Source organism: Halobacillus andaensis, assembly GCF_014636475.1.
In the GTDB taxonomy this organism is placed as follows: domain Bacteria; phylum Bacillota; class Bacilli; order Bacillales; family Halobacillaceae; genus Halobacillus_A; species Halobacillus_A andaensis.
On sequence record NZ_BMEL01000007.1, the window covers coordinates 22,374 to 43,664 of the forward strand.

Here is a 21,291-nt window from a genome sequence, read left to right on the forward strand (position 1 = left end):
AACCTGCATTATCCTGACAAATTTCCCATGCAGAATAAACGGGTGATAAATATAGTATGATACACCATAAAAAACCTATGCATAAAAATTAAAAAGCGGTAGGAGCGGCAGGGTTGTAAGCGTTGATAAATCTTGTTCAGAAATCATGTTGACCTGGTTCGAACTTCAAGAAGGCGTCCTCCTGATTAAGAAGAACGCCTCCGTTGGTAAAGAGTCTTTTTTTATTTAAAAGTGTGTTAAGGGATGAGGAAGCGACTCCCTTTTTCAATAAAAGAGCAATAGAAAAGCAGTCAGGGACATCGCTGGACACAGACCTAGGTGACTCTCCCCCGTGGAAAGCAACACTTTTCCTGCTCCTATTTACATGCATTCCAGCTTTTTTGACAGCCTCAGGCATCCTTCTGTTTAAGAAGGCGCCTTTTTATTATGCACTTGTTGCTTCTCGCGTTAATTGTGGAAGCTTTTCTAGAAATTCTTCCACTACATCATAGCGCTTCAATGCCGATTGACGGTCCCATGTAATCGTTACTTTCAATTGACCATCTTCGGTTCCCAGTTGAATCATGCGGCCATATTCGTTAGCCACTTCAAATAACTTAGCACCATCAACTTGCTGACTTTGACTAGACTCCATCAGCATTTCAATTTTTCTCTTTTTCTCGGATATGGATTCAATCCGGGCTTGCTTGGCGTAGTATTTGATTGAAGAGACACGGAATAAGTTCTCTACCTCGTCTGGGTAATCACCAAAACGGTCGATAAGTTCATCTCGTAGATCATGGATATCTTCCACTGATTCAATCGCTTGAAACTGCTTATACATATCAATTTTTTGTTTTTCATCCGAGATATATTCTTCAGGAATGTACGCATCAATATTGAGATCGAGTTCTGTTTGGAATGGCTGCACAGCTTCGGGTTCTTTACCTTGACGTTTGGCTTCAATAGCGTCTTTCAGCATTTGAGAATACATGTCAAACCCAACGGAATCAATAAAGCCATGCTGCTGGGCACCTAACAGATTCCCGGCTCCTCGAATAGATAAATCACGCATTGCAATTTTAAATCCAGATCCCAATTCAGTGAACTCTTTAATAGCCTGTAACCGTTTCTCTGCTACTTCGGTTAACACTTTATCTTTTTGGTAGGTGAAATAAGCGTAGGCGACGCGGTTGGAACGTCCCACTCTTCCCCTTAGCTGGTATAGCTGACTAAGCCCCATTCGATCAGCGTCAAATACGATAAGGGTGTTTACATTTGGAATATCCACGCCTGTTTCAATAATCGTTGTGCTGACGAGAACATCGAATTCCCCTTCAAGAAAGGAGAACATCACATTCTCAAGCTCCGTTTCATTCATTTGCCCATGGGCAAATGCCACTCTCGCTTCTGGAACAAGGGCTGATATTTCCTGTGCCATTCTTTCGATATTTTCCACTCGATTAAACAGGAAGAATACCTGACCATCCCTCGCCATCTCGCGCTCGACAGCTTCCCTCATGAATACAGGGTTATATTCAAGAACATAGGTCTGGATGGGGAAGCGGTTCTCAGGCGGTGTTTCAATGACAGATAAATCTCTTACCCCTAACATTGACATATGCAGCGTTCTTGGAATAGGCGTAGCTGTTAAAGTTAACACGTCTACGTTAGCCTTCAATTGTTTAATCTTTTCTTTGTGCTTCACACCAAAACGCTGCTCTTCATCCACAATGAGTAAGCCTAAGTCTTTAAACTGAATGTCCTTCGATAAGATGCGGTGCGTTCCTACCACAATATCGATTAGACCTTTACGGATGCGGTCTGTCGTTTCTTTTTGCTGCTTTTTCGTTCGGAACCGACTAAGCAGTCCAATGTTAATGCCAAAGTCCTGAAACCTTTCCTGCATCGTTTCAAAATGCTGCTGCGCCAAAATTGTAGTTGGTACAAGTAACGCGACCTGTTTCCCATTCTCCACTGCTTTAAAGGCCGCCCGAATCGCAACTTCTGTCTTCCCATATCCCACGTCTCCACAAAGTAGACGGTCCATTGGGCGAATTCTCTGCATATCTTCTTTAATCTCTTCAATACAGCGGATTTGATCCTCTGTTTCCTCATAGGGAAAGGCAGCTTCGAAATCACGCTGCATTTCACCATCGTCATCGAACGCGTGTCCTTTGGATGCTTCTCGTTCAGCATAAAGTTGAATGAGGTCATCTGCAATGTCCTCAACCGAGGATTGAACACGACTCTTAACCTTCGTCCACTCGCTGCCGCCAAGCTTATATACTTTGGGCTCTTTGCCTTCAGAGCCAACATATTTTTGAATGAGATCAATCTGATCAATGGGAACGAAAAGCTTATCATTTCCAGAGTACTTCACCATAAGAAAATCCTTATGGCTATCGCCTACTTTTAGTGTCTCTATTCCGATGTACTTCCCAATTCCATGGTTCGCATGAACAACATAATCGCCGACCTTTAACTCTTGATAGTTCTTAATTCGTTCGGCGTTCGACAGCTTTTGCCGTCTTTTCGGCTTTGCTGTACGTTTCTTGAACAATTCATTCTCTGTCAAAACGGCTAATTTATGCATCGGCCATTCAAATCCACTGCTAATATTGCCTTTGACAATGGTGGGAATATCAACAGGGAGCTTAGGCTGTTGCTTAGCTACAACAGCCTCCATTTGGTAGTCAAGAAGTACAGAATGAATCTTCTCTGCCCTCGTCTCATCAGGAGCTAAAATAATCACGCTGTACCCTTGCTTCATCCAGCGGTCCATTTCTGTCTTCAGCAAATTCATCTGCCCATGAAATTGCTGCATTTGGCGGCTGGAGATGTTGACGATATTTTGCGGCTGAGTATTAGGTATGTGACGCATAAATACAGATAAGTAAAGCTTAGTCTGCTGCATGTTCGCCCATGTATCATGCCAATCAAAAGATATACGAAGATCACGTACCATCTGATTAACCTCTAGCAGACTGTTGTGCCACTCCGCTTCTTCTTGATCGAGTCGTCCAGCCGTTTCTTGAATTCGACTCATTTCATCTAGAACAATTAATCCGTTGTCTGGTAAATAATCTAGTAAACTAACGGGTTTTTCATAAAAATACCCGATATATTTATACATTTCCTGAAATCTTTCACGGTGCTGCAATTGCTCTATATCACGCTCAATATATGAAGTTAGTGTTTCCTTGGCTTCTGATTTTGTCAGCTTTTGCAATGAGTGACTCAACGCTTCCTCTAGTTTATGGGAAGCCCTTGTAAAGTCCTCTTCGGTTAACAACATTTCAGTTGCAGGTCCTACTTGAACAAAATCAAATTTATCCTGCGATCGCTGCGTTTCAGAATCAAACGTTCGGATGGAGTCTACCTCGGTATCGAACAGTTCAATACGATAAGGATATTCAGCTGTTAATGGATAGACGTCTATTATGCCTCCACGAACAGAGAATTCGCCGGGACTCGCCACCATATCCGTTCGTTCATAGCCCATACTGACAAAACGGTTTAAATATCCATCCAAATTAATTTCTTCACCAACACGAAAAGGGAGCATATTGTGCTCCCAATAATGTTTTGGCGGCATAATCCGTTTTAAAGCGGCAACAGGGGCAATGAGAATGCCGGAATCCTGATGCAGCCATTGACTTAAAGCCTCAATTCGTTGACTTCTTAACTCTGGACTAGCCACTGCAATTTCAGAGGCGATCAGCTCATTGACTGGATAAAGGGAAACTTGTTCTTTATCGCTAAGCTCCGCTAAATCATCATATAGCTGTTGAGCTTGGATCAGCTGATGGGTAACAACTAATACAGGACGTTCTAAGGATTCGCGAAGCAATGAAATCATTACACTTCGAGAAGCTCCCGACAACCCAGCCACCATTTGCTCTCTCATACCAGATTGGAAACCTTCGACCACTGAATGAATATCATCTTGAGGATACAAATACTCTTTAATACCGTCCATAACATACTCCTCCACCACCATGAACGCTCTTGAGAGGAGACGTCCTGGTTTACTGAATAAAAAAGTCTAACTCATGATAATGAGGATGCTGTTGAAGGGATCGCTCACACGAATCACATATCGTCTTGATGTTCATATTCCCTTCACGATCATACGTAATCATTTCTCTATGATCATCTTCTGACAAACACTCTAAGCCAAGCTCAGAAACCTCGACCCTTTCACGATCTAGTTTTCCTACTTGGCGTTGACAATGCCGGCATATATAGTTGATTTGCATACATACACTCTCCTTGTTAGCAGTACATGTCACTATTGTTGCCGGCTTTTTGCAAGGTTATACAGTTCTTATTTTACATTAAAGTCATTCATTACTTCGTTAAAAGACTGCTCCATCCAAGATTCACAGGCTTTTACAGATTGAGTGATCGCTTCACTTACTGGACCTTGCTGCTCTTTGCTAAATGGACTAAGTACATAGTCTACTACCGTCGTCGAGCCACTTGGCCGTCCAACACCCACGCGCAAACGATTAAAATCTTTCGTACCAAGGTGAGTGATAATATTACGAATGCCATTATGACCACCATGTCCACCTTTTTGGCGAAGCCTGATTTTTCCTGGAGGCAGATCTAAATCGTCGTATATGACGAGTACATCTTCTTCCTCTATCTCATAATAATCCATGAATAAACGAAGCGATTCACCAGATAGGTTCATATACGTTTGAGGCTTCAGCAACAGAATCTTTTCTCCATTTACATGCTCGACCGTATATTGTCCTTTAAACTTATCTTGGGAGATGGTCCAGTGGTTTTGTTTCGCTAATTCATCGAGAATCATAAAACCGATATTGTGACGCGTTTTATCATATTTTTTACCTGGATTTCCTAATCCAACAATACACTTCATATATGATCTTCCTTTACCCTGTCATTCATACTCGCTTCATTATAACAAATCTATGATAAAAAAATTGTCAGAATGCTGTTTACGTAAAAAAAGAGCGCAACCATCGGCTACGCCCTATGCTTCTACTATAAGATTATTTATCGTCGTTTTCGTTATTTTCCTCGTTATCACCAGATTCAGCGCCTTCTTCATCGGCATCTTCACCGACACGCTCAGGTTCAGCATCTGCATTCTCCAAGTCTGGCTCTTCCGGCATTTCTTCCGGCGGAGTGACAGAAACGATGGTCGTGTTTTCATCTTCCGTAATCTCATACTTGCGAGATTCCTTTAGATCACCAACCATAACGGCGTCTCCAATGTTTAACTCAGAAACATCTACAACGATTTCTTCAGGAATGTCACCCGGTTTCGCACGAATAGCTAAATCATATAACGGCTGTTGTACAACGCCGCCTTCTTTAGCTCCTGCTGCTTCACCTTCCAGGCGTACTGGAACTTCTACATCCATCTCTTCGGACATGTTAACAATATAGAAGTCAGCATGAATAAGCTCGTCCTTTAACGGATCAATTTGATATTCATGAAGCATAACATTGACTGTTGATCCTTCATCAATATCTAGTGAAATAATTGCGTTTTTACCTTCGTCACGTACTGTCTTTAACAGTTCGAGGCTGTTAACTGCAACGTTTACAGGTTCTTTATCTTTACCATATACAACACCAGGAACGTTTCCTTCGTGTCGTAGTTCACGTGTCACTGATTGTTTTAGATCTTTTCTTTGATTTGCTTTTAATGTAATTGCCAAAATAATCTCCTCCAGTTAATTAACCATTCATTATATTCAGGTTCCCTTTTCTAACAGAAGTTAAACATTTTTCATTACAAAAGTCGTTCTTAATCAAACAAGATGCTTACAGATTGTCGCTCATGCACACGGATAATCGCCTCACTAATAAGCGGGGCAACGGAGAGTTGTGTGATGTTATCGATAGTTTTTTCTTCTCCAAGTGGAATTGTATTCGTTACAACTAACTCTTTGATCTTAGAATTTTCAATTCGCTCCAGTGCAGGACCTGAAAGAACAGGGTGTGTACAACAAGCATACACGTTCTTTGCTCCATTTTCCACTAGAGCATTGGCTGCGAGCGTAATCGTTCCCGCTGTATCAATAATATCATCAATCATAATGGCCGTTTTCCCTTCAACGTTACCTACGATATTCATAACCTCGGCTACGTTAGGCTTAGGACGGCGCTTATCAATGATGGCAATTGGAGCCTTTAAGCGGTCAGCCATCTTACGGGCTCTCGTTACACCACCGTGGTCTGGTGAAACGATGACCACATCATCGAAGTTTTTCGATTTGAAGTAATCGGATAAGATTGGCACACCTACAAGGTGGTCAATTGGCATATCGAAAAATCCTTGAATTTGTGGTGCATGCAGATCCAGCATAATCACTCGGGACGCTCCAGCCGTTTCAAGCAAGTTAGCGATAAGTTTCGCTGTAATAGGCTCCCTCGCTCTTGCTTTTCGATCCTGTCTTGCATATCCGTAATAAGGCATAACAATATTAATCGACCTTGCAGACGCACGTTTTAACGCATCAATCATAATTAACAGTTCCATAATATGTTGATTGACCGGAGCACATGTCGATTGCACGACATAAACGTCACATCCACGAATACTTTCATCGATATTAATCTGAATTTCCCCATCACTGAAGCTAGTGACTGTACACTTCCCTAATTCTGTCCCGATATTCTCAGCAATTTCTTTAGCAAGCTCAGGGTTTGAGTTAAGAGAGAATACCTTTAATGCTGAATCCTTATATCCAGTTGCCATGGATTTGAACCCTCCGTTAGTCTTTTTTATTCTGGAATTTAGTAGCATAGCCTTCTTTATTCGTTTGACGAGACCTGGCAATGGACAAAGCCTCCGCAGGTACGTCTTGATTAATCGTAGATCCCGCTGCAACATATGCTCCTTTGCCTACAGTGACCGGAGCCACCAAGTTTGAGTTACATCCAATAAAGGCATCATCTTCGATTGTCGTCAAGAATTTATTATGGCCGTCGTAGTTCACTGTTATTGTACCACACCCAATGTTCACTCCGGTGCCTACATTAGCGTCGCCAATGTAGCTTAAGTGAGAGGCTTTACTTCCGTCGCCGAATCCAGCTTTTTTCACTTCTACAAAGTTACCGATCTTCACGTCATTTCCTAAGTCAGAGTCTGGGCGAATGTGAGCAAATGGTCCGATTTGAACACGAGCTCCAATTTTGCTGTTCGTAGCTACACTTTGTTTAATGACCGTTGCTTCTCCAACATTACATTGGGTGATGTTCGAGTGCGGCCCTATGATGGCATCGTCTTCAATGTAACTGTCTCCATCAATGATAGAACCAGGATACACGGTCACATCTTGACCAAATGTGACGTCAGGACCAATATAAGTATTCTCTGGATCAATGATCGATACACCGTTACGCATATGCGTTTCGTTAATACGCTGTTTCATCATTTTCTCAGCTTGTGACAACGCTACACGGTCATTTACCCCTAAGGATTCTGAAAAATCCGTTGTCTGATAGGCGCTGATGACCTCGCCTTGACTTTGAAGAATTTGAATGACGTCCGGAAGGTAGTATTCCCCTTGAGCGTTATCATTAGACACATTTTGAAGTGATTCAAAAAGCTCCTTGTTATCAAAGCAATACGTTCCTGTGTTAATTTCCTGAACGGCTTGCTCATCTTCAGAAGCATCTTTTTGCTCAACAATACGCTCCACTTGTCCATTGCCACCGCGAATAATACGGCCGTATCCTGTTGGATCTTCAGCATGAGCGGTTAATATCGTTGCCTTCGCTCCAGTTTCAATGTGATGATTCATCATATTTTGCAGTGTTTCCTTTGTTAGTAAAGGAGTGTCACCGCAAGCAACGATCGTTACACCTTCTTTATTTGCCAAAATGTCTTCTGCTTGTTGAACCGCATGGCCCGTACCAAGCTGTTCTTTTTGAACGACATAGTGACTCTTATCACCAAGCTGATCCTGGACTTTTTCAGCGCCAAAACCTACAACACTAATTAATTCATCTAATTCAAGCTTATTTAATTGATCAACCACATGTTGAACCATTGGTTTACCGCAAACAGGGTGCAAAACCTTGTATAGTTTTGACTTCATTCGCGTTCCTTGGCCAGCGGCTAATACAACTGCATATTTTTGGGTCATGAAGCAACCTCCATCCTATTTATCCACTATGAATAATATCTTAAAATAGGCGCAATTTCAACAAACATCCCTTTAAAAGCAAGTAGTCACGAATTCTTACGCCTCACGTCCTTTATGTATACAAAAAAAGAAGCCAGACCCCCCCTTGAAGGTCAGACTTCTATTTGACAAGCGGTTACGAAGCGCCTGCTTCTTCATATTCAACTTCTGATTCCGTTTCCCCTACTTTATGGTACTCTTCAAGAACAGCATCTTGAATCTTACCTCGCGTTCCCGAATTGATCGGGTGTGCAATATCACGGAATTCCCCATCAGGAGTACGCTTACTTGGCATGGCTACAAATAGGCCATTGTTGCCATCAATCACCCTAATGTCATGGACAACAAACTCCTGATCCAAGGTAATAGAAGCAATTGCTCGCATTCTTCCTTCGGTATTTACGCGTCGCAGTCTTACGTCAGTTACTTCCATTAAAGTTCACCACCTTTTCCCAAAAAGAACTTACTAAATAAATTCCACAAACCACCAAAAATTCCTGCTTAATTTCCAAAAAAAATTAGCGATCAATAATTTTGAAGTTTTATAAGACTTTAGACACACAAAAAGAAAGCCTTTACACCAACGGTTCACGGCTTTCTTTACTGGTAGAAATTTTTTAAATTTTTTATTCCGTTTGCTTTAGGAAGTTCCCCGGATGCACTTCAATCTTTGATTTCCGGTCATCCACATTCATGATTTGAACGAGGGATACATGATCATCAATGACACGGTCTTCTTCTTCATCTTCTGCTTCAGCTAAAACACCAATCCCCGCAACTTCAGCATTGAATTCTTTAAGGAGGCTCTTCATCCCATTAATGGTGCCCCCGGCTTTCATAAAATCATCTATAATACAAACTTTGGACCCTTCCCTTAAAGACCGTTTAGTCAGGACCATGGTTTGAATTTTTCTTGTTGAACCAGACACATAATTAATACTCACCGTTGATCCCTCTGTCACCTTTGGATCACGTCTCACAATGACGACTGGAACGTTTAGATAAGAGGCCACTGCGTAAGCAAGAGGAATCCCTTTTGTTGCTACTGTCATTACCGCATCAATTTCTCTGTCGGCAAAAGCAGAAGCTAACAAACGACCAATATTCCTAATGGTATCCGGTTCACCAAGTAAATCGCTCATAAATAAATACCCGCCTGGGAGAAGCCTTTCTGGATCTTCCAATCGACGGCATAATTCAAGGACGAATTGTTCGCTGTAGCTTGTAGAAAACGCAGGAATATACTTCACGCCACCTGCTGCACCAGAGACGGTTTCTAAATATCCAATCCCTTCTTGCTGGAATATTTTGTTCACAATCCCTAAATCTTCACTAATGGAAGACTTAGCGGCTTTATAATTCTCCGATAAGAAAGGCAAAGAAATTAATTCCCGAGGCCGGTCGAGCACATAATGGGTCATAGCAACTAATCGTTCACTTCTTTTCATAAAAAAGACACCCCAAAATCCGAATATTATTAATAAATATATCAGATTCGTACGGATTTTAGCAAGTGGTTTCTCGATTTCCTAACATTCTCACAATATGCACTTCCGGACAAAAGCCTTTTAACGAATTATAAATCCGATGAACTCTTGCGTCTTGAGCGACGAGAGCAAATACTGTAGGACCACTGCCACTCATTAATACAGCGTCAGCTCCAGCCTCGCTCATTTTTTCTTTTATTTGGTTTACTTCCGGATGAAGTTTAGTGGTAACCCCTTCTAATGTGTTGGCTACGTGCGTACAAATGCCTGCAAAGTCTTTTTCTTCTAACGCTTTAATCATAGCTTGTGTATCAGGGTGCTCCGCTTGCTTAATGTTCAACTTTTGATAAACCGTTTGTGTGGAAACCCCGATCGCCGGCTTAGCTAAAACGACCCAGCAAGGTGGTGGAGAAGGTAAATGCGTAATTTTTTCTCCTCGTCCTTTTGCCAACGCCGTTCCTCCATATACGCAAAACGATACATCAGAGCCTATTTCAGCCCCTAATTCAGCAAGCTCATCTATGTCAGCTTCAAGACCCCACAATTTATTAACTCCGCGAAGTACTGCAGCTGCATCACTACTTCCTCCAGCTAATCCAGCCGCTACGGGTATGTTTTTCTCAATAAAGATTCTTACTCCTTGCTTTACTTGGAAGTGTTCTTTCATCAGCTTAGCCGCTCTGTATGCTAAATTACGTTCATCATTAGGTACAAATCGGCTTTCAGAAACAACTTTAATTTTGTCCTGATCTAACAGTGTTAATTCAATGCGGTCGGCAAGATCGACAGTAGTCATTACCATTTCCACTTCATGGAATCCATCATTTCTTTTATGTAACACATCAAGTGACAAATTAATTTTGGCCGGTGCCTTCTCTAAAACAACCACACGTACACCCCCTTCTCTCATAATCCCTTTCAGCATTGTACCACATTATAAATAAAGAGAGGTAGTGCTCAATGGGACCAGTCGAAATGAGTGTTTATTATTTTCTCTCTTCCTATGGTGTGTGCTCAATGGTACCAGGTACCGGAAAGCTAAATGTGACTCAAGAAGCAAAATATGTATTCCGGTACCTGGTACCTCGTTATACTCTCTTTAGTTAAATACAGTTAAACACCAGCAGCCCAGCGAAAGGTTTTTCGCTGGGCTGCTTTTTTTACTGCTGATCTTTCATCATTTGCTCTTCAGCCATCTGAATAGCACGCTTCACCATATTTCCGGCATCACGAGTCGTAATACCGCCCCATCCATCTTTCTGAACTTTGTCGTAAAACCCAAGTTCTTTTGCGATTTCTTCTTTCAACGAATCGGACATCATACTTCTACGTCCCATCGCCTTCAGCTCCTTTCGCCATCACTTAGCTACGACAAGGTTAGTATGTGCAGGGATTGAGGGTTAATGTGATGTAGAAAAAGGAAAGAGAGGGAGGTTGGCGCTCACGGTATCTTCTCCATCATTGGTTGGTGCTCATGGTACCAGGTACCGGAAAGTTAAATATGGTTTAGAAAGCAACTATATGTATTCCGGTACCTGGTACCTCATTTGCTCACTTAATATTAAAAGATGTTATACTGTTTTTTCTTTTTCTCCCCAAGAAAAAAAGCAGCAACCCCGTAGGTTTACTGCTCCATAGCCATTGTTGATAGGTCGTCAAAGCTTAGTTCGACTGTCTCTGTGAGTACATCTGCATAACTATATGATACACGTTCGAAAGCATTTTCGTCTTGGTCTAATTCAACAATAAAAACGGCTGGATATGTCTCAGCAAGAACACCAGATCGTTCAATGGTCTTACGGCGTCCACCGTTCGCTTTTAATGTTAAACGTTTTCCAATTTGCCCCTCAAGGGATTGTTTGATTTCTACTAACGTTTTAGCCACTATACTCCACCTCACTAATGATAAATATATCATTTTCTCCAGACAAAGTCAAATAAAATATATAATTATAACAGTATGCTAAATTCGATGTCAATACAATAGTTCATGGATTGGAGGTTATTTATAAATTTTTATAGTAAATTCTTTTGTCAGTAGACAATCATCGGTATTACCCTTTACACTCAGTCATATTGCGTTATTTTTCGACATCTTCCGAATAAGGCATTCCAATTCTAAGCAGCCCTCTTGTTTGAAGTCCGCCTAAACCTTTTTCTCCACTAATGGTATTCCGCACAACTTCCCAAATATTAATATGATCCATAAAAGACGTATAAGCTACACGTGCTGCTACATATACTGGATCAATAGCATGGATGTTGACCCTTGCTGGCGAGCTTGCAAAATTTGCTCCTGCTTTAATAATGGACTCAAAATGCGATTGACAAGCGCCTGCAAATATTACTAAGTGGTCAAAATGAGGATAGTCTTGCCTTAAGTTGCGTACCGCTTCCACAAAGTACTTGGAGTTGCGATATGAGTCCAGTTCCCTTACTGAACCTTTTGCTTTTGAATAGGCATCATGGCCTGTTAACACCACGATTTCGGGATGAATCTTCTGCACGAGAGCAGGAACCTCAGAAGGCATATTTTTTTCTTGAATGTATTGCCCATGGACTTGAAGACCCAACTGCTCATACAATTGAACGCATTTCTTTAGAAATAACGGATCACCGTCAATATGAAGGATTCTTGGGGAGATTTGAAAATAATTCGATTTTTCTTCAAGTTCTTCATACCCGCCTCCTGCTTCCACCTCCCGCTTTTCCTTAAGAAGGCGGTAGTCTTGACGAAAGAGACGATAAGAACAAGCCTCTTGTTTATTTATATGTGATTTTCTCTCTTCGTATTCAGATCCTGAGACTTTTTTTAAATCCTCTAAAGGAGCATCTGCTTGAAGACGTATATCTTCACCAATTAATTTAACCATTGAGCCTTCTATAGAGAACACTCGAAATAAAACGTCGTGATTATAAGATTTTCTTGTTACTAGGTCTCCAGTTGTTAACACCCGCATCCCACCTCACAGCAAGCACTACATTAGTCTATGTGGGAGTTCTCTTCCTGTTACTTTTCGTAAAAGTAGTGAGCTAGTACGGCGAATTCTTCCATGGATAACGACTCTCCTCGACGTCCTGGATCGATTTCTGCAGCTTCAAGACGCTTTCTGATCTCTTGCTTATCCATTGATTCTTTAAAGTGGCGAGCTAAGTTATTCATTAAAGTTTTTCTTCTTTGTCCAAACGTAGCCTGCACAAGATCAAAGAAAAATTCTTCATTTTCGACTTGGACAGGCGGTTCCTCGCGCATCTTTAAATGTAAAACGGAAGAATCCACATTAGGTTGAGGCATAAACACGGTTTTTGGTACGTTCATAGATACTTCCGCTTCCGTATAATACTGCACAGCGATCGATAATGAGCCGTAACTCTTCGTGTTTGGTGAAGCAGCCATCCGTTCAGCCACTTCTTTTTGAATCATAACTGTAATACTTTCAACAGGCAGCCGGCCCATTAAAAGCTTCATTAAGATCGGGGTAGTAATGTAATAGGGAAGGTTAGCGACAACTTTAATAGGCTGTCCTTCTTTAAATTGGGCAGCGATTACCTCATTGACATCAGCTTGAAGAATGTCTTTATTAATCACCGCTACATTATCATAATCAGCTAGTGTATCTTCTAAGATCGGGAGAAGTCGTTGATCAATCTCAAATGCTACTACACGATCGGCATGGATCGCCAGCTGTTCCGTTAACGCCCCGATGCCTGGTCCAATTTCAATAGCACCGGCTTCTCGATCAATGCCCGCGTGCTCGATAATATTCTTTAAAATATTGACGTCGATTAAAAAATTTTGCCCTAAGCTTTTCTTAAACGCAAAGCCATACGTTTCAAGAATTTCTTTCGTCCGTGTTGGTGTGGCCACCGCTTTATTTTTCATCTTTTTCCTCCTGAACAATTTGATTCATTGTCTCTTTTAATTGCTCTTTTGATATTTGAAACATATTCAAGCGCTTCAAAAGTTGCTTTCCATTCGTTTTTCCAATACGAAGAGCGACTCCGAGCTTCTCCCGGCGCTGGCCAGCTTTAGGGCCGCCGATCAAACCATAGGCGATGAGTTCCTCTTTTTCTATCGTTCCCGCTTCCTCATCCGTCAACTCATAAACGCCCTGTAAAGCCTGCTTAATATCTTCAATACTGGCATGCTCTACACCGACCCCTTTATTTCGTTTGGCTCTCGCCGATTCTTTAGGTAAAAAAGCGTGCTTACATCCAGGAACGTGTTCCGCTACGATATGGCGGATCCGCTCACCTGGAAAATCAGGATCCGTAAATATAATGACGCCTCTTTTTTGCTGAGCGATAGCAATTCGTTCTAACACTTCTTCATCAATAGCAGATCCGTTGGTTTCAATGGTATCCGCTTCCACCGCTTGTCTAACCCTTGCCGTATCATCTCGGCCTTCCACAACGATTACTTCTTTAATTTTCAATCGTATATCCTCCACAAAACTCATATAATCTTTCATAGCATAGCATAGAAAAAAAGCAGAGGAAACGCCCTTCCTCTGCTTACGTATGGTTAACTTTAATCTAACACTTTTACTTCAACCGTTTTTCTTCCGAAGCTTTTAGCTTCAGCAGAAGAAGGAACATGCACGTCAATCTTATTTCCTTTGATTGCACCGCCAGTATCTGCAGCAACTGCTGTTCCGTATCCCTCTACCCAGACTTTACTCCCTAAAGGGATAACACTTGGATCTACAGCCACTACTTTTTTATCAGGATTTGCATTTAAATCCACCCCTGTTGCGGTCTTACCGGAACATCCCGTGCAATCCGCTGTATAGGCCGTAGCTTTCATGTGTAATGTCTTTGATTCACTTTCTTCTCCTCTAGAAACCGTCTCGTTTGAAGAGCTAGAGTCGGATGAAGAAGATGTGGAAACTAGAGTAGGTTCAGATGACTCGGATTCATCAGGTTTGTCTGCTTTTGGCTGTTTAGGTTCAGACTTAGGCTGCTCCTTTTTAGTTCCTAAGGCTACGACCTCATCAATACTTTCTTTCTCTACCTCTTCGTTTACCAGTTTTTTCTCAGATTCTTCCCCATTTTTAAGAGTAATTTCGTATTCTTTCGTTACCTTCCCATCTTCTCCAGAAGTAACTACTTTTTCCTCGCCATTTGGTAAGGAGTCATCCTTCTCTTTTACTACTTTATATTCAACCTCCTCTTCAATCGTTTCCGTCTTTCTTTCGATTCGAGTAATCGTTAGACGAGAATCCTGCTCTAAAGAATCCTGTTCATTTTTATTCAGTTCGTCCAGCTTAGAAAGTTTGATACCTTCTTCATCTAAAAATTCATCTACTGTGGAAGCCGTTGTCCACACTTTCTCTTCTTCGCCACCATCATTTACTGTCACTTGAATGGCTTTGTTGATCGAGATCCCCATATCATCCTGAATCGGATCATTTGATTCATGCGAGATTTCGTCATGCGCTTCCCACTCAAATTCTTGTTCATCAAAGAATTCTCCAACCGTGGAAGCAGTCGTATGAAATTGTTTTGTATCGTTATTTATGGCTACATTGATGGATTTAGATGCTATGTATTCGACATCCATTCCGTATTCGATCGGTTCAGATAGTTCATGTGAAAGCCGGTCATGTGCTGCAGGCGTTACATCAAGTTCTTGTAATAAATCTTTAAACGTATGGGCATGAGTGCGAATCACTTGAGTTTCCCCGTTTTGTGTCACCTTAACCGAAGCTTTCGTTGCTTCATACGTAACGAATCCTAGAAAAGTAATCGTAAAGGCTGAAATTATAAACGTCCACAGCACCATAGAACTTATTACTGCTTTCATGTTCTTCATAATTTTCATAGTTCCTTCCTCCTTTCTTTCGTCCACGTTTTTCTAAAAATATGACAATCATTTTTCAATTGATATCTTTCGAAATAAAAAAGAGTCAGCATTCAACTGCTGACTCTTAACATTATGCACTTTTACCTATTCGATTAACATAACAGACATGTTACAATTCCTATACAGATGGAACGTTAGTTGTAATATTAGTGCTAAAGTCCTCCAAATTACGACTTAATCCGGAAAAACTGCAGCGCATTTTCTGTTGTACGTTTACTTACTTCTTCATACGTTAACCCCTTAATTTCAGCTACCTGTTCAGCCACAAGCTTAACGTAAGCAGGCTCGTTACGTTTGCCGCGATTCGGATGTGGAGCTAAAAATGGGCAATCGGTTTCGACAAGCAAATGATCTAAATCAATGGCTTCTGCTACTTCTTTAGGCAGCTTCGCATTTTTAAAGGTTACAGGTCCTCCAAGGGAAATCATGAAATTCATATCAATGCATTCCTTTGCTGTTTCGACCGGTCCGCTATAGCAATGCATAATGCCTCCAACTTCAGCTGCGTTTTCTTCTTTTAAAATTTCTACAATGTCATCCGTCGCCTCGCGGTTATGAATAATGATGGGCATATTCACTTTTTTGGCGAGTTGGATTTGCTTTCTGAATACTTCTTTTTGCACGTCTGCTGGTGACTTGTCCCAATGATAGTCAAGCCCCATTTCTCCAATAGCTACAACTTTTGGATGAGAGGACAATTCTTCAATCCATTGTAAATCTTCATCTGTCATGTCGATCGCATCTACAGGATGCCATCCTACTGCTGCGTAGATATGATCGTTATCTTCAGCGATTTGAATCGCTAACGGGATGGTTTTTCGATCAAAGCCAACGACGGTCATATACTTCACACCCGCTTCACGCGCCCTTGTGATTGTTTCCTCTAAATCATCAGCAAATTGGTCCGCATTCAAATGAACATGTGTATCAAATAACATGATAATCCTCCTCATTCACATGATAAGAAAAGGGAAAAGCTTCGTTATCGCTTTTCCCCATTGTTTGTTTCCACAGTCTTTATTATTTAACTTTCGCACCGTTTGGAAGGGTTTGGTCAATAGAAGCTAATGCTAACTTCCCTTGATCATCCTGTCCAGCTAAAATCATGCCCTGGGAAAGTTCTCCGCGCAGTTTCACAGGTTTTAAGTTTGTTACACAAATCACCTTTTTACCTGTAAGCTCTTCTTCCCCGTAATGCTCGGCAATACCAGAAACAACCTGACGTTTTTCTTCACCGAGATCCAGCTGAAGCTTAAGAAGCTTGTCCGCCTTTTTAACTTTTTCTACTTTCGTAACCTCTGCCACACGGAAATCAAGCTTCATGAAGTCATCAATCGTTACCTCTTCCGGCTGGTCTTTCTTCTCTTCTGCTTTCTTTTCCGGCGCAGGGGCTGCAGGCTTCTTCATCATATCCTTAATGATTTGTACTTCTTCTTCGGCCTCAAGACGCGGAAAGATGGGTTGATCTTTTTGAACATTGGCCGGCCGCCCTTTGAACTCTGCAATGCTATCCCACTCTTTATCCTTAGCGTTAGAAATGCCGAGTTGTGAAAAGATCTTCTCTGGCGTCTCTGTTAAAAATGGCTGAAGCATAACCGCGATATGGCGAAGTGATTCAGCAAGGTGCGCCATCACATTTCCTAAACGATCTTTTTGCGCTTCATCTTTCGCTAATACCCAGGGCTGGGTCTCATCAATATATTTATTCGTTCGGCTCACAAACTTCCAAAGGTCTGCAAGGGCAACGGAAAACTCCATGTTTTCCAGTGAGCTTTCAACGGCTGCCTTAGTCTCTGCAGCTAAGTTTTCTAAGTTTTTGTCGTATTCATCCTCAGACAACGTAAGCTTTGGAATTTCTCCGTCAAAATATTTACTAATCATAGCTACGGTACGGTTAAGAAGGTTTCCTAAGTCATTAGCCAAATCGTAATTTGTACGTTCTACGAAGGCTTCAGGAGTAAAGACACCATCAGAACCAAACGGTACTTCACGCAGCAAGTAATAACGCAGTGCATCAAGGCCGTATCGGTCACTTAGTTGAACAGGGTCTACTACATTTCCTTTTGACTTAGACATTTTACCGTCCTTCATGAGGATCCAGCCGTGGGCGAAAACTTTTTTCGGTAACGGCAAATCAAGTGCCATAAGCATAATAGGCCAATAAATCGTATGGAAACGAACGATTTCCTTTCCAACCAGGTGGACATCAGCCGGCCAATATTTTTGATAAAGTTCGTCATTATCACTGTCATACCCTAAAGCAGAAATATAGTTACTTAGGGCATCAATCCAAACATAAACGACGTGTTTTTCATTAGCTGGAACTTTTACACCCCAATCAAACGTCGTTCTAGAAACCGCTAAATCTTCTAACCCCGGTTTAATGAAATTATTAATCATTTCATTTTTACGGCTCTCAGGCTGAATGAACGTTGGATTGTTCTCATAAAACTCGAGAAGCTGGTCGACGTACTTGCTCATTTTAAAGAAATAGGATTCTTCTTTAACCTTCTCTACTGTACCGCCACAATCTGGGCAATGCCCATCTTCTAGCTGTCTTTCAGTAAAAAAAGATTCACACGGCGTACAATACCATCCTTCGTATTCATCTAAGTAGATGTCGCCTTTCTTTAATAAGTAATCGAAAATCTTAGCGACTACTTTTTTATGACGATCCTGGGTGGTACGGATGAAATCATCGTAAGAGATATCAAGTTTATCCCAAAGGTTCTTAATGCCAGATACAATATCATCTACATAAGCCTGTGGGGTAACCCCGGCCTCTTCAGCTTTTCGCTGAATTTTTTGTCCGTGCTCGTCCGTTCCAGTCAGATACATGACATCATATCCACGAAGACGCTTATAACGTGCCATTGCGTCTCCCGCCACTGTAGTGTAAGCGTGGCCTATATGCAAGTTACCGCTTGGGTAATAAATTGGTGTACTAATGTAAAAGGTCTTTTTCTCTTCTGACATCATGTGCCCTCCTTGTTTTCAACATTCATACAGTGTATTGTACCATTCTTTTCGGTTAATTTCTGTATATCCATATCTAACTCTAAAATATACCGAATCCTTCACGAAAATGTCAAAAAATCTGTCATTTTACTGGTGCAAATTTGTATCAAGGGAAGTCATAATCTGGTAAACTACAATTATATCCCATTGGATATATAAACCATTTTTGGAATGTATGAATGTAGAAGAATCAGAATTCAACCTTCCAAAAAGTAATTTTGCATTCATTTTAATATACCCATAAAGGTATATTTTTCAAAGTGATTTTGGAAATTATGTGAATTGACAGCTTTGGGAAACGTTGGTACTATATAGTGCGAGACATATGTCGATATTTGACGAATAACTTTTGATTGAGGGGAGACAAAAAAATGAAATCTACAGGTATTGTACGTAAGGTCGACGAGTTAGGTCGCGTAGTAATCCCGATTGAACTCCGTCGCACACTAGGAATTAACGAAAAAGACGCATTAGAGATTTACGTTGACGATGACCGCATTGTTCTAAAAAAATATAAGCCGAACATGACTTGTCACGTCACTGGGGAAGTGTCTGACGAGAACATGAAGCTTGCCAATGGCAATCTTGTATTAAGCAAAGAGGGAGCGCAAATGCTTCTTCAAGAAATTCAAGGTCAATTAGACAGAAAATAAAGAGATTCTTTAACACTACTGGTTAATTAATAGTTACATTAATTTGACATATGCTCGGACAAAAGCCCTTACTGCATAAAGCAGTAAGGGCATCTTTTTTAATCGTGCACATGATACGCCTGATAAACCTCTCGTTTTTGCATTTTACGATCGACTGCCGTTTGTTTAATCGCTTCTTTGGATTTTAGATCATTTTCTTTCACATAATAATCGACGTGCTCAGTAATAGATAAATGAGTCCACCAGAATGCATCTTCTTCTTCGACTTCATCGGTTCCCTCAACAATGACACAAAATTCTCCTCGAATTTCTTCTTTGACCGACCATTGTATTAATTCCTCAAGCGTACCACGTACATACTCTTCGTATTTTTTCGTTAACTCACGAACGAGAGCCGCACGACGGTTCCCAAATTGTTGATGAACATGCTGCAGCATCTCTTTTAATCGATGAGGAGATTCGTAAAAGATAAGCGTCGCTTGATGGTTTTGCAATGATTCTAAGACCGCCAGCCGCTCTTTTTTCTTACGTGGCAAAAAGCCACAAAATAAAAATTGATCCGTCGAAAGTCCTGATCCTACGAGTGCAGGAAGCGCTGCATTCGCACCGGGAAGGACAACGACGGGGATATTTTCTTCCGTTGCCATTCGTACGAGATCAGCACCGGGATCAGATATTCCCGGCATCCCCGCATCGCTAACGACCGCTAAATCGTCTCCTTCTTGTAGACGGCTAATAAGCTGTGGTCCCCTCGTTTGTTTATTATGCTCATGGTAGCTGATCAGCGGAGTTGTTATTTCAAAATAATGAAGAAGCTTCTTTGTATTTCGTGTATCTTCTGCTGCAATAGCTTTTGCCTCATGTAAGACAGACACTGCACGATAGGTCATATCATCCAAATTGCCTATGGGTGTAGGAACAATATAAAGGGTTCCTTTTCCCTCATGATTCGTGTAGCTCTTTTGAATATTCATGCTGTAAACCTCCCTCCTGCTCTCTAATCCAGGCTTCTTTCCTTAGACGAGATAACTGCTTAATCCAATATTCCTGCCTCATTGCTTCACCTTTTGTTTCATAGGTCTGACAATATTCCAAGATAAAAGGACCGCGACCTCTTGTATACTTTGCTCCTTTACCTTGAGCATGCTTTTGCAGGCGGCCAGCTAAGTCATTCGTATACCCTGTATAAAGGGATTTATCCTTACAACGAATGATATAAACATAATAATTACTTTCCATGATATAGAATCTCCCTAAATTCTTCACTATACTCTCCATTTTCCTTATGGGTAAAAAGAGGAGGTAAAATCTTTAAATCAGGTTTTCCATCACGAGCTCCCTCAATTAAAAGTACATTCGCTTCTTTTCCTTGTTTTGGATGTACCAGTTGAATCCGCTTTGGCTCTAGCTGGTACTTTCGAAATAAATGAATAATATCCGCAAGGCGCCCCGGCCGATGGACCATCGAAACTTTTCCTCCTGATTTAGTCAGGCGGCTGCATGCTTTAACCGCATCTTCTAGAGAACAGTAAATTTCATGACGAGCGATGGCTAAATGCTCGTTGCTGTTTCGTTTATCATTGGCTGGAGTTGGAAAGTAAGGAGGATTACAAGTGACAAGGTCATATTTCCCATTGCCCAATCTTTTAGGCATGTCTTTAAGATCTCCATGGACCATATCCAACTGATCTTCCAGCTGATTGAGTTCAATGTTTCGAACAGCCATATCATAAAGGCGTTCTTGAATCTCCACCCCCGTAATGGAGACGTTAGACCTTCTCGATAAAAACAAAGGAATCACGCCGTTCCCCGTACAAAGATCTAAAATTTTCCCGCGTGTTCTAGGCACGGAAGTAAACCGAGCCAGCAGTACCGCGTCGATGGAAAACGCAAAAACTTGATCACTCTGGATAATCCTCATATTCTCTTCTGCTAATAAAAAGTCAATGCGCTCATCGCCTTTCAACTTCACCATAAATCTGCACTTCCTTTAATTTTAACGGTCTTCTATTTTGTTACTTACTAACAAATATCCACCTAATTTTCTTTACGTCTGTGTGGAGAAGGAACGTGGGGGAACGACTCGCTTTCCGTGGGAGTACGGTGAGCCT

General features: G+C 41.3%; 21 protein-coding genes. 1 reads left to right on the top strand and 20 read right to left on the bottom strand.

The genetic code is table 11. The annotated features are described in order from the left end of the window. Window positions 1-424 precede the first annotated feature (424 nt). The 17 genes from mfd to metG form a co-directional block, all read right to left on the bottom strand. A complete protein-coding gene (mfd, locus tag IEV27_RS19395) occupies window positions 425-3,961 on the bottom strand; it encodes a transcription-repair coupling factor (protein WP_188379166.1) in 3,537 nt (1,178 codons plus the stop codon). 49 nt (window positions 3,962-4,010) lie between these two features. Next, window positions 4,011-4,241, bottom strand: coding sequence for an anti-sigma-F factor Fin (gene fin, locus IEV27_RS19400; RefSeq protein WP_188379167.1), 231 nt, complete (start codon window positions 4,239-4,241; stop codon window positions 4,011-4,013). 68 nt (window positions 4,242-4,309) lie between these two features. Then, a complete protein-coding gene (pth, locus tag IEV27_RS19405; protein ID WP_188379168.1) occupies window positions 4,310-4,873 on the bottom strand; it encodes an aminoacyl-tRNA hydrolase in 564 nt (187 codons plus the stop codon). 133 nt (window positions 4,874-5,006) lie between these two features. Then, window positions 5,007-5,681 (bottom strand): 50S ribosomal protein L25/general stress protein Ctc, encoded by a 675-nt coding sequence (locus tag IEV27_RS19410; RefSeq protein ID WP_188379169.1) that lies wholly within the window; start codon window positions 5,679-5,681, stop codon window positions 5,007-5,009. Window positions 5,682-5,770: 89 nt separating this feature from the next. Continuing rightward, the gene (locus IEV27_RS19415) at window positions 5,771-6,724 is read right to left on the bottom strand and encodes a ribose-phosphate diphosphokinase (protein ID WP_188379170.1); all 954 of its coding nucleotides are present in this window, start codon (window positions 6,722-6,724) and stop codon (window positions 5,771-5,773) included. Window positions 6,725-6,740: 16 nt separating this feature from the next. Beyond that, window positions 6,741-8,117: a bifunctional UDP-N-acetylglucosamine diphosphorylase/glucosamine-1-phosphate N-acetyltransferase GlmU gene (gene glmU, locus IEV27_RS19420; protein ID WP_188379171.1), complete on the bottom strand. Its 1,377-nt coding sequence runs from the start codon at window positions 8,115-8,117 to the stop codon at window positions 6,741-6,743. 175 nt (window positions 8,118-8,292) lie between these two features. Then, a complete protein-coding gene (gene spoVG / locus IEV27_RS19425; RefSeq protein ID WP_188379172.1) occupies window positions 8,293-8,589 on the bottom strand; it encodes a septation regulator SpoVG in 297 nt (98 codons plus the stop codon). Window positions 8,590-8,782: 193 nt separating this feature from the next. Next, window positions 8,783-9,604, bottom strand: coding sequence for a pur operon repressor (gene purR, locus IEV27_RS19430; RefSeq protein WP_188379173.1), 822 nt, complete (start codon window positions 9,602-9,604; stop codon window positions 8,783-8,785). A gap of 58 nt (window positions 9,605-9,662) precedes the next feature. Beyond that, on the bottom strand, window positions 9,663-10,532 hold the full coding sequence (gene ispE / locus IEV27_RS19435) for a 4-(cytidine 5'-diphospho)-2-C-methyl-D-erythritol kinase (RefSeq protein ID WP_188379174.1): 870 nt from the start codon (window positions 10,530-10,532) through the stop codon (window positions 9,663-9,665). Between the two features lie 271 nt (window positions 10,533-10,803). Further along, entirely contained in the window at window positions 10,804-10,980 is a 177-nt protein-coding gene (locus tag IEV27_RS19440; protein WP_188379175.1) for a small, acid-soluble spore protein, alpha/beta type, read from the bottom strand. A gap of 287 nt (window positions 10,981-11,267) precedes the next feature. Beyond that, window positions 11,268-11,528 carry a biofilm formation stimulator Veg gene (gene veg, locus IEV27_RS19445; protein ID WP_101847154.1) on the bottom strand — a complete coding sequence of 87 codons (261 nt, stop codon included), beginning with the start codon at window positions 11,526-11,528 and terminating at the stop codon, window positions 11,268-11,270. Window positions 11,529-11,724: 196 nt separating this feature from the next. Further along, on the bottom strand, window positions 11,725-12,603 hold the full coding sequence (gene yabG / locus IEV27_RS19450) for a sporulation peptidase YabG (protein WP_188379176.1): 879 nt from the start codon (window positions 12,601-12,603) through the stop codon (window positions 11,725-11,727). A gap of 50 nt (window positions 12,604-12,653) precedes the next feature. Continuing rightward, on the bottom strand, window positions 12,654-13,526 hold the full coding sequence (gene rsmA, locus IEV27_RS19455) for a 16S rRNA (adenine(1518)-N(6)/adenine(1519)-N(6))-dimethyltransferase RsmA (RefSeq protein WP_188379177.1): 873 nt from the start codon (window positions 13,524-13,526) through the stop codon (window positions 12,654-12,656). Then, entirely contained in the window at window positions 13,516-14,079 is a 564-nt protein-coding gene (rnmV, locus tag IEV27_RS19460) for a ribonuclease M5 (protein WP_188379178.1), read from the bottom strand. Before rnmV ends, rsmA begins: the two co-directional genes overlap by 11 nt. Window positions 14,080-14,174: 95 nt before the next feature. Continuing rightward, on the bottom strand, window positions 14,175-15,467 hold the full coding sequence (locus tag IEV27_RS20040) for a G5 and 3D domain-containing protein (RefSeq protein ID WP_188379179.1): 1,293 nt from the start codon (window positions 15,465-15,467) through the stop codon (window positions 14,175-14,177). Window positions 15,468-15,676: 209 nt separating this feature from the next. After that, a complete protein-coding gene (locus IEV27_RS19470; protein WP_188379180.1) occupies window positions 15,677-16,447 on the bottom strand; it encodes a TatD family hydrolase in 771 nt (256 codons plus the stop codon). Window positions 16,448-16,529: 82 nt separating this feature from the next. Continuing rightward, entirely contained in the window at window positions 16,530-18,485 is a 1,956-nt protein-coding gene (gene metG, locus IEV27_RS19475) for a methionine--tRNA ligase (RefSeq protein WP_188379181.1), read from the bottom strand. 413 nt (window positions 18,486-18,898) lie between these two features. Here metG and abrB point away from each other — a divergent pair, with 413 nt between their 5' ends. Continuing rightward, entirely contained in the window at window positions 18,899-19,180 is a 282-nt protein-coding gene (abrB, locus tag IEV27_RS19480) for a transition state genes transcriptional regulator AbrB (RefSeq protein WP_188379182.1), read from the top strand. A 98-nt stretch (window positions 19,181-19,278) separates the two neighbouring features. Here abrB and rsmI read toward each other — a convergent pair whose 3' ends face one another. From rsmI to IEV27_RS19495, 3 genes are read right to left on the bottom strand one after another with little or no spacing between them, the layout of a single operon-like run. Further along, window positions 19,279-20,154, bottom strand: a complete 876-nt coding sequence (rsmI, locus tag IEV27_RS19485; RefSeq protein ID WP_188379183.1) for a 16S rRNA (cytidine(1402)-2'-O)-methyltransferase — start codon at window positions 20,152-20,154, stop codon at window positions 19,279-19,281. Continuing rightward, window positions 20,123-20,419, bottom strand: coding sequence for a GIY-YIG nuclease family protein (locus tag IEV27_RS19490; RefSeq protein WP_188379184.1), 297 nt, complete (start codon window positions 20,417-20,419; stop codon window positions 20,123-20,125). Before IEV27_RS19490 ends, rsmI begins: the two co-directional genes overlap by 32 nt. Further along, window positions 20,409-21,155 carry a tRNA1(Val) (adenine(37)-N6)-methyltransferase gene (locus tag IEV27_RS19495; RefSeq protein ID WP_188379185.1) on the bottom strand — a complete coding sequence of 249 codons (747 nt, stop codon included), beginning with the start codon at window positions 21,153-21,155 and terminating at the stop codon, window positions 20,409-20,411. The genes IEV27_RS19490 and IEV27_RS19495 overlap by 11 nt, the downstream gene beginning before the upstream one ends. Window positions 21,156-21,291 lie beyond the last annotated feature (136 nt).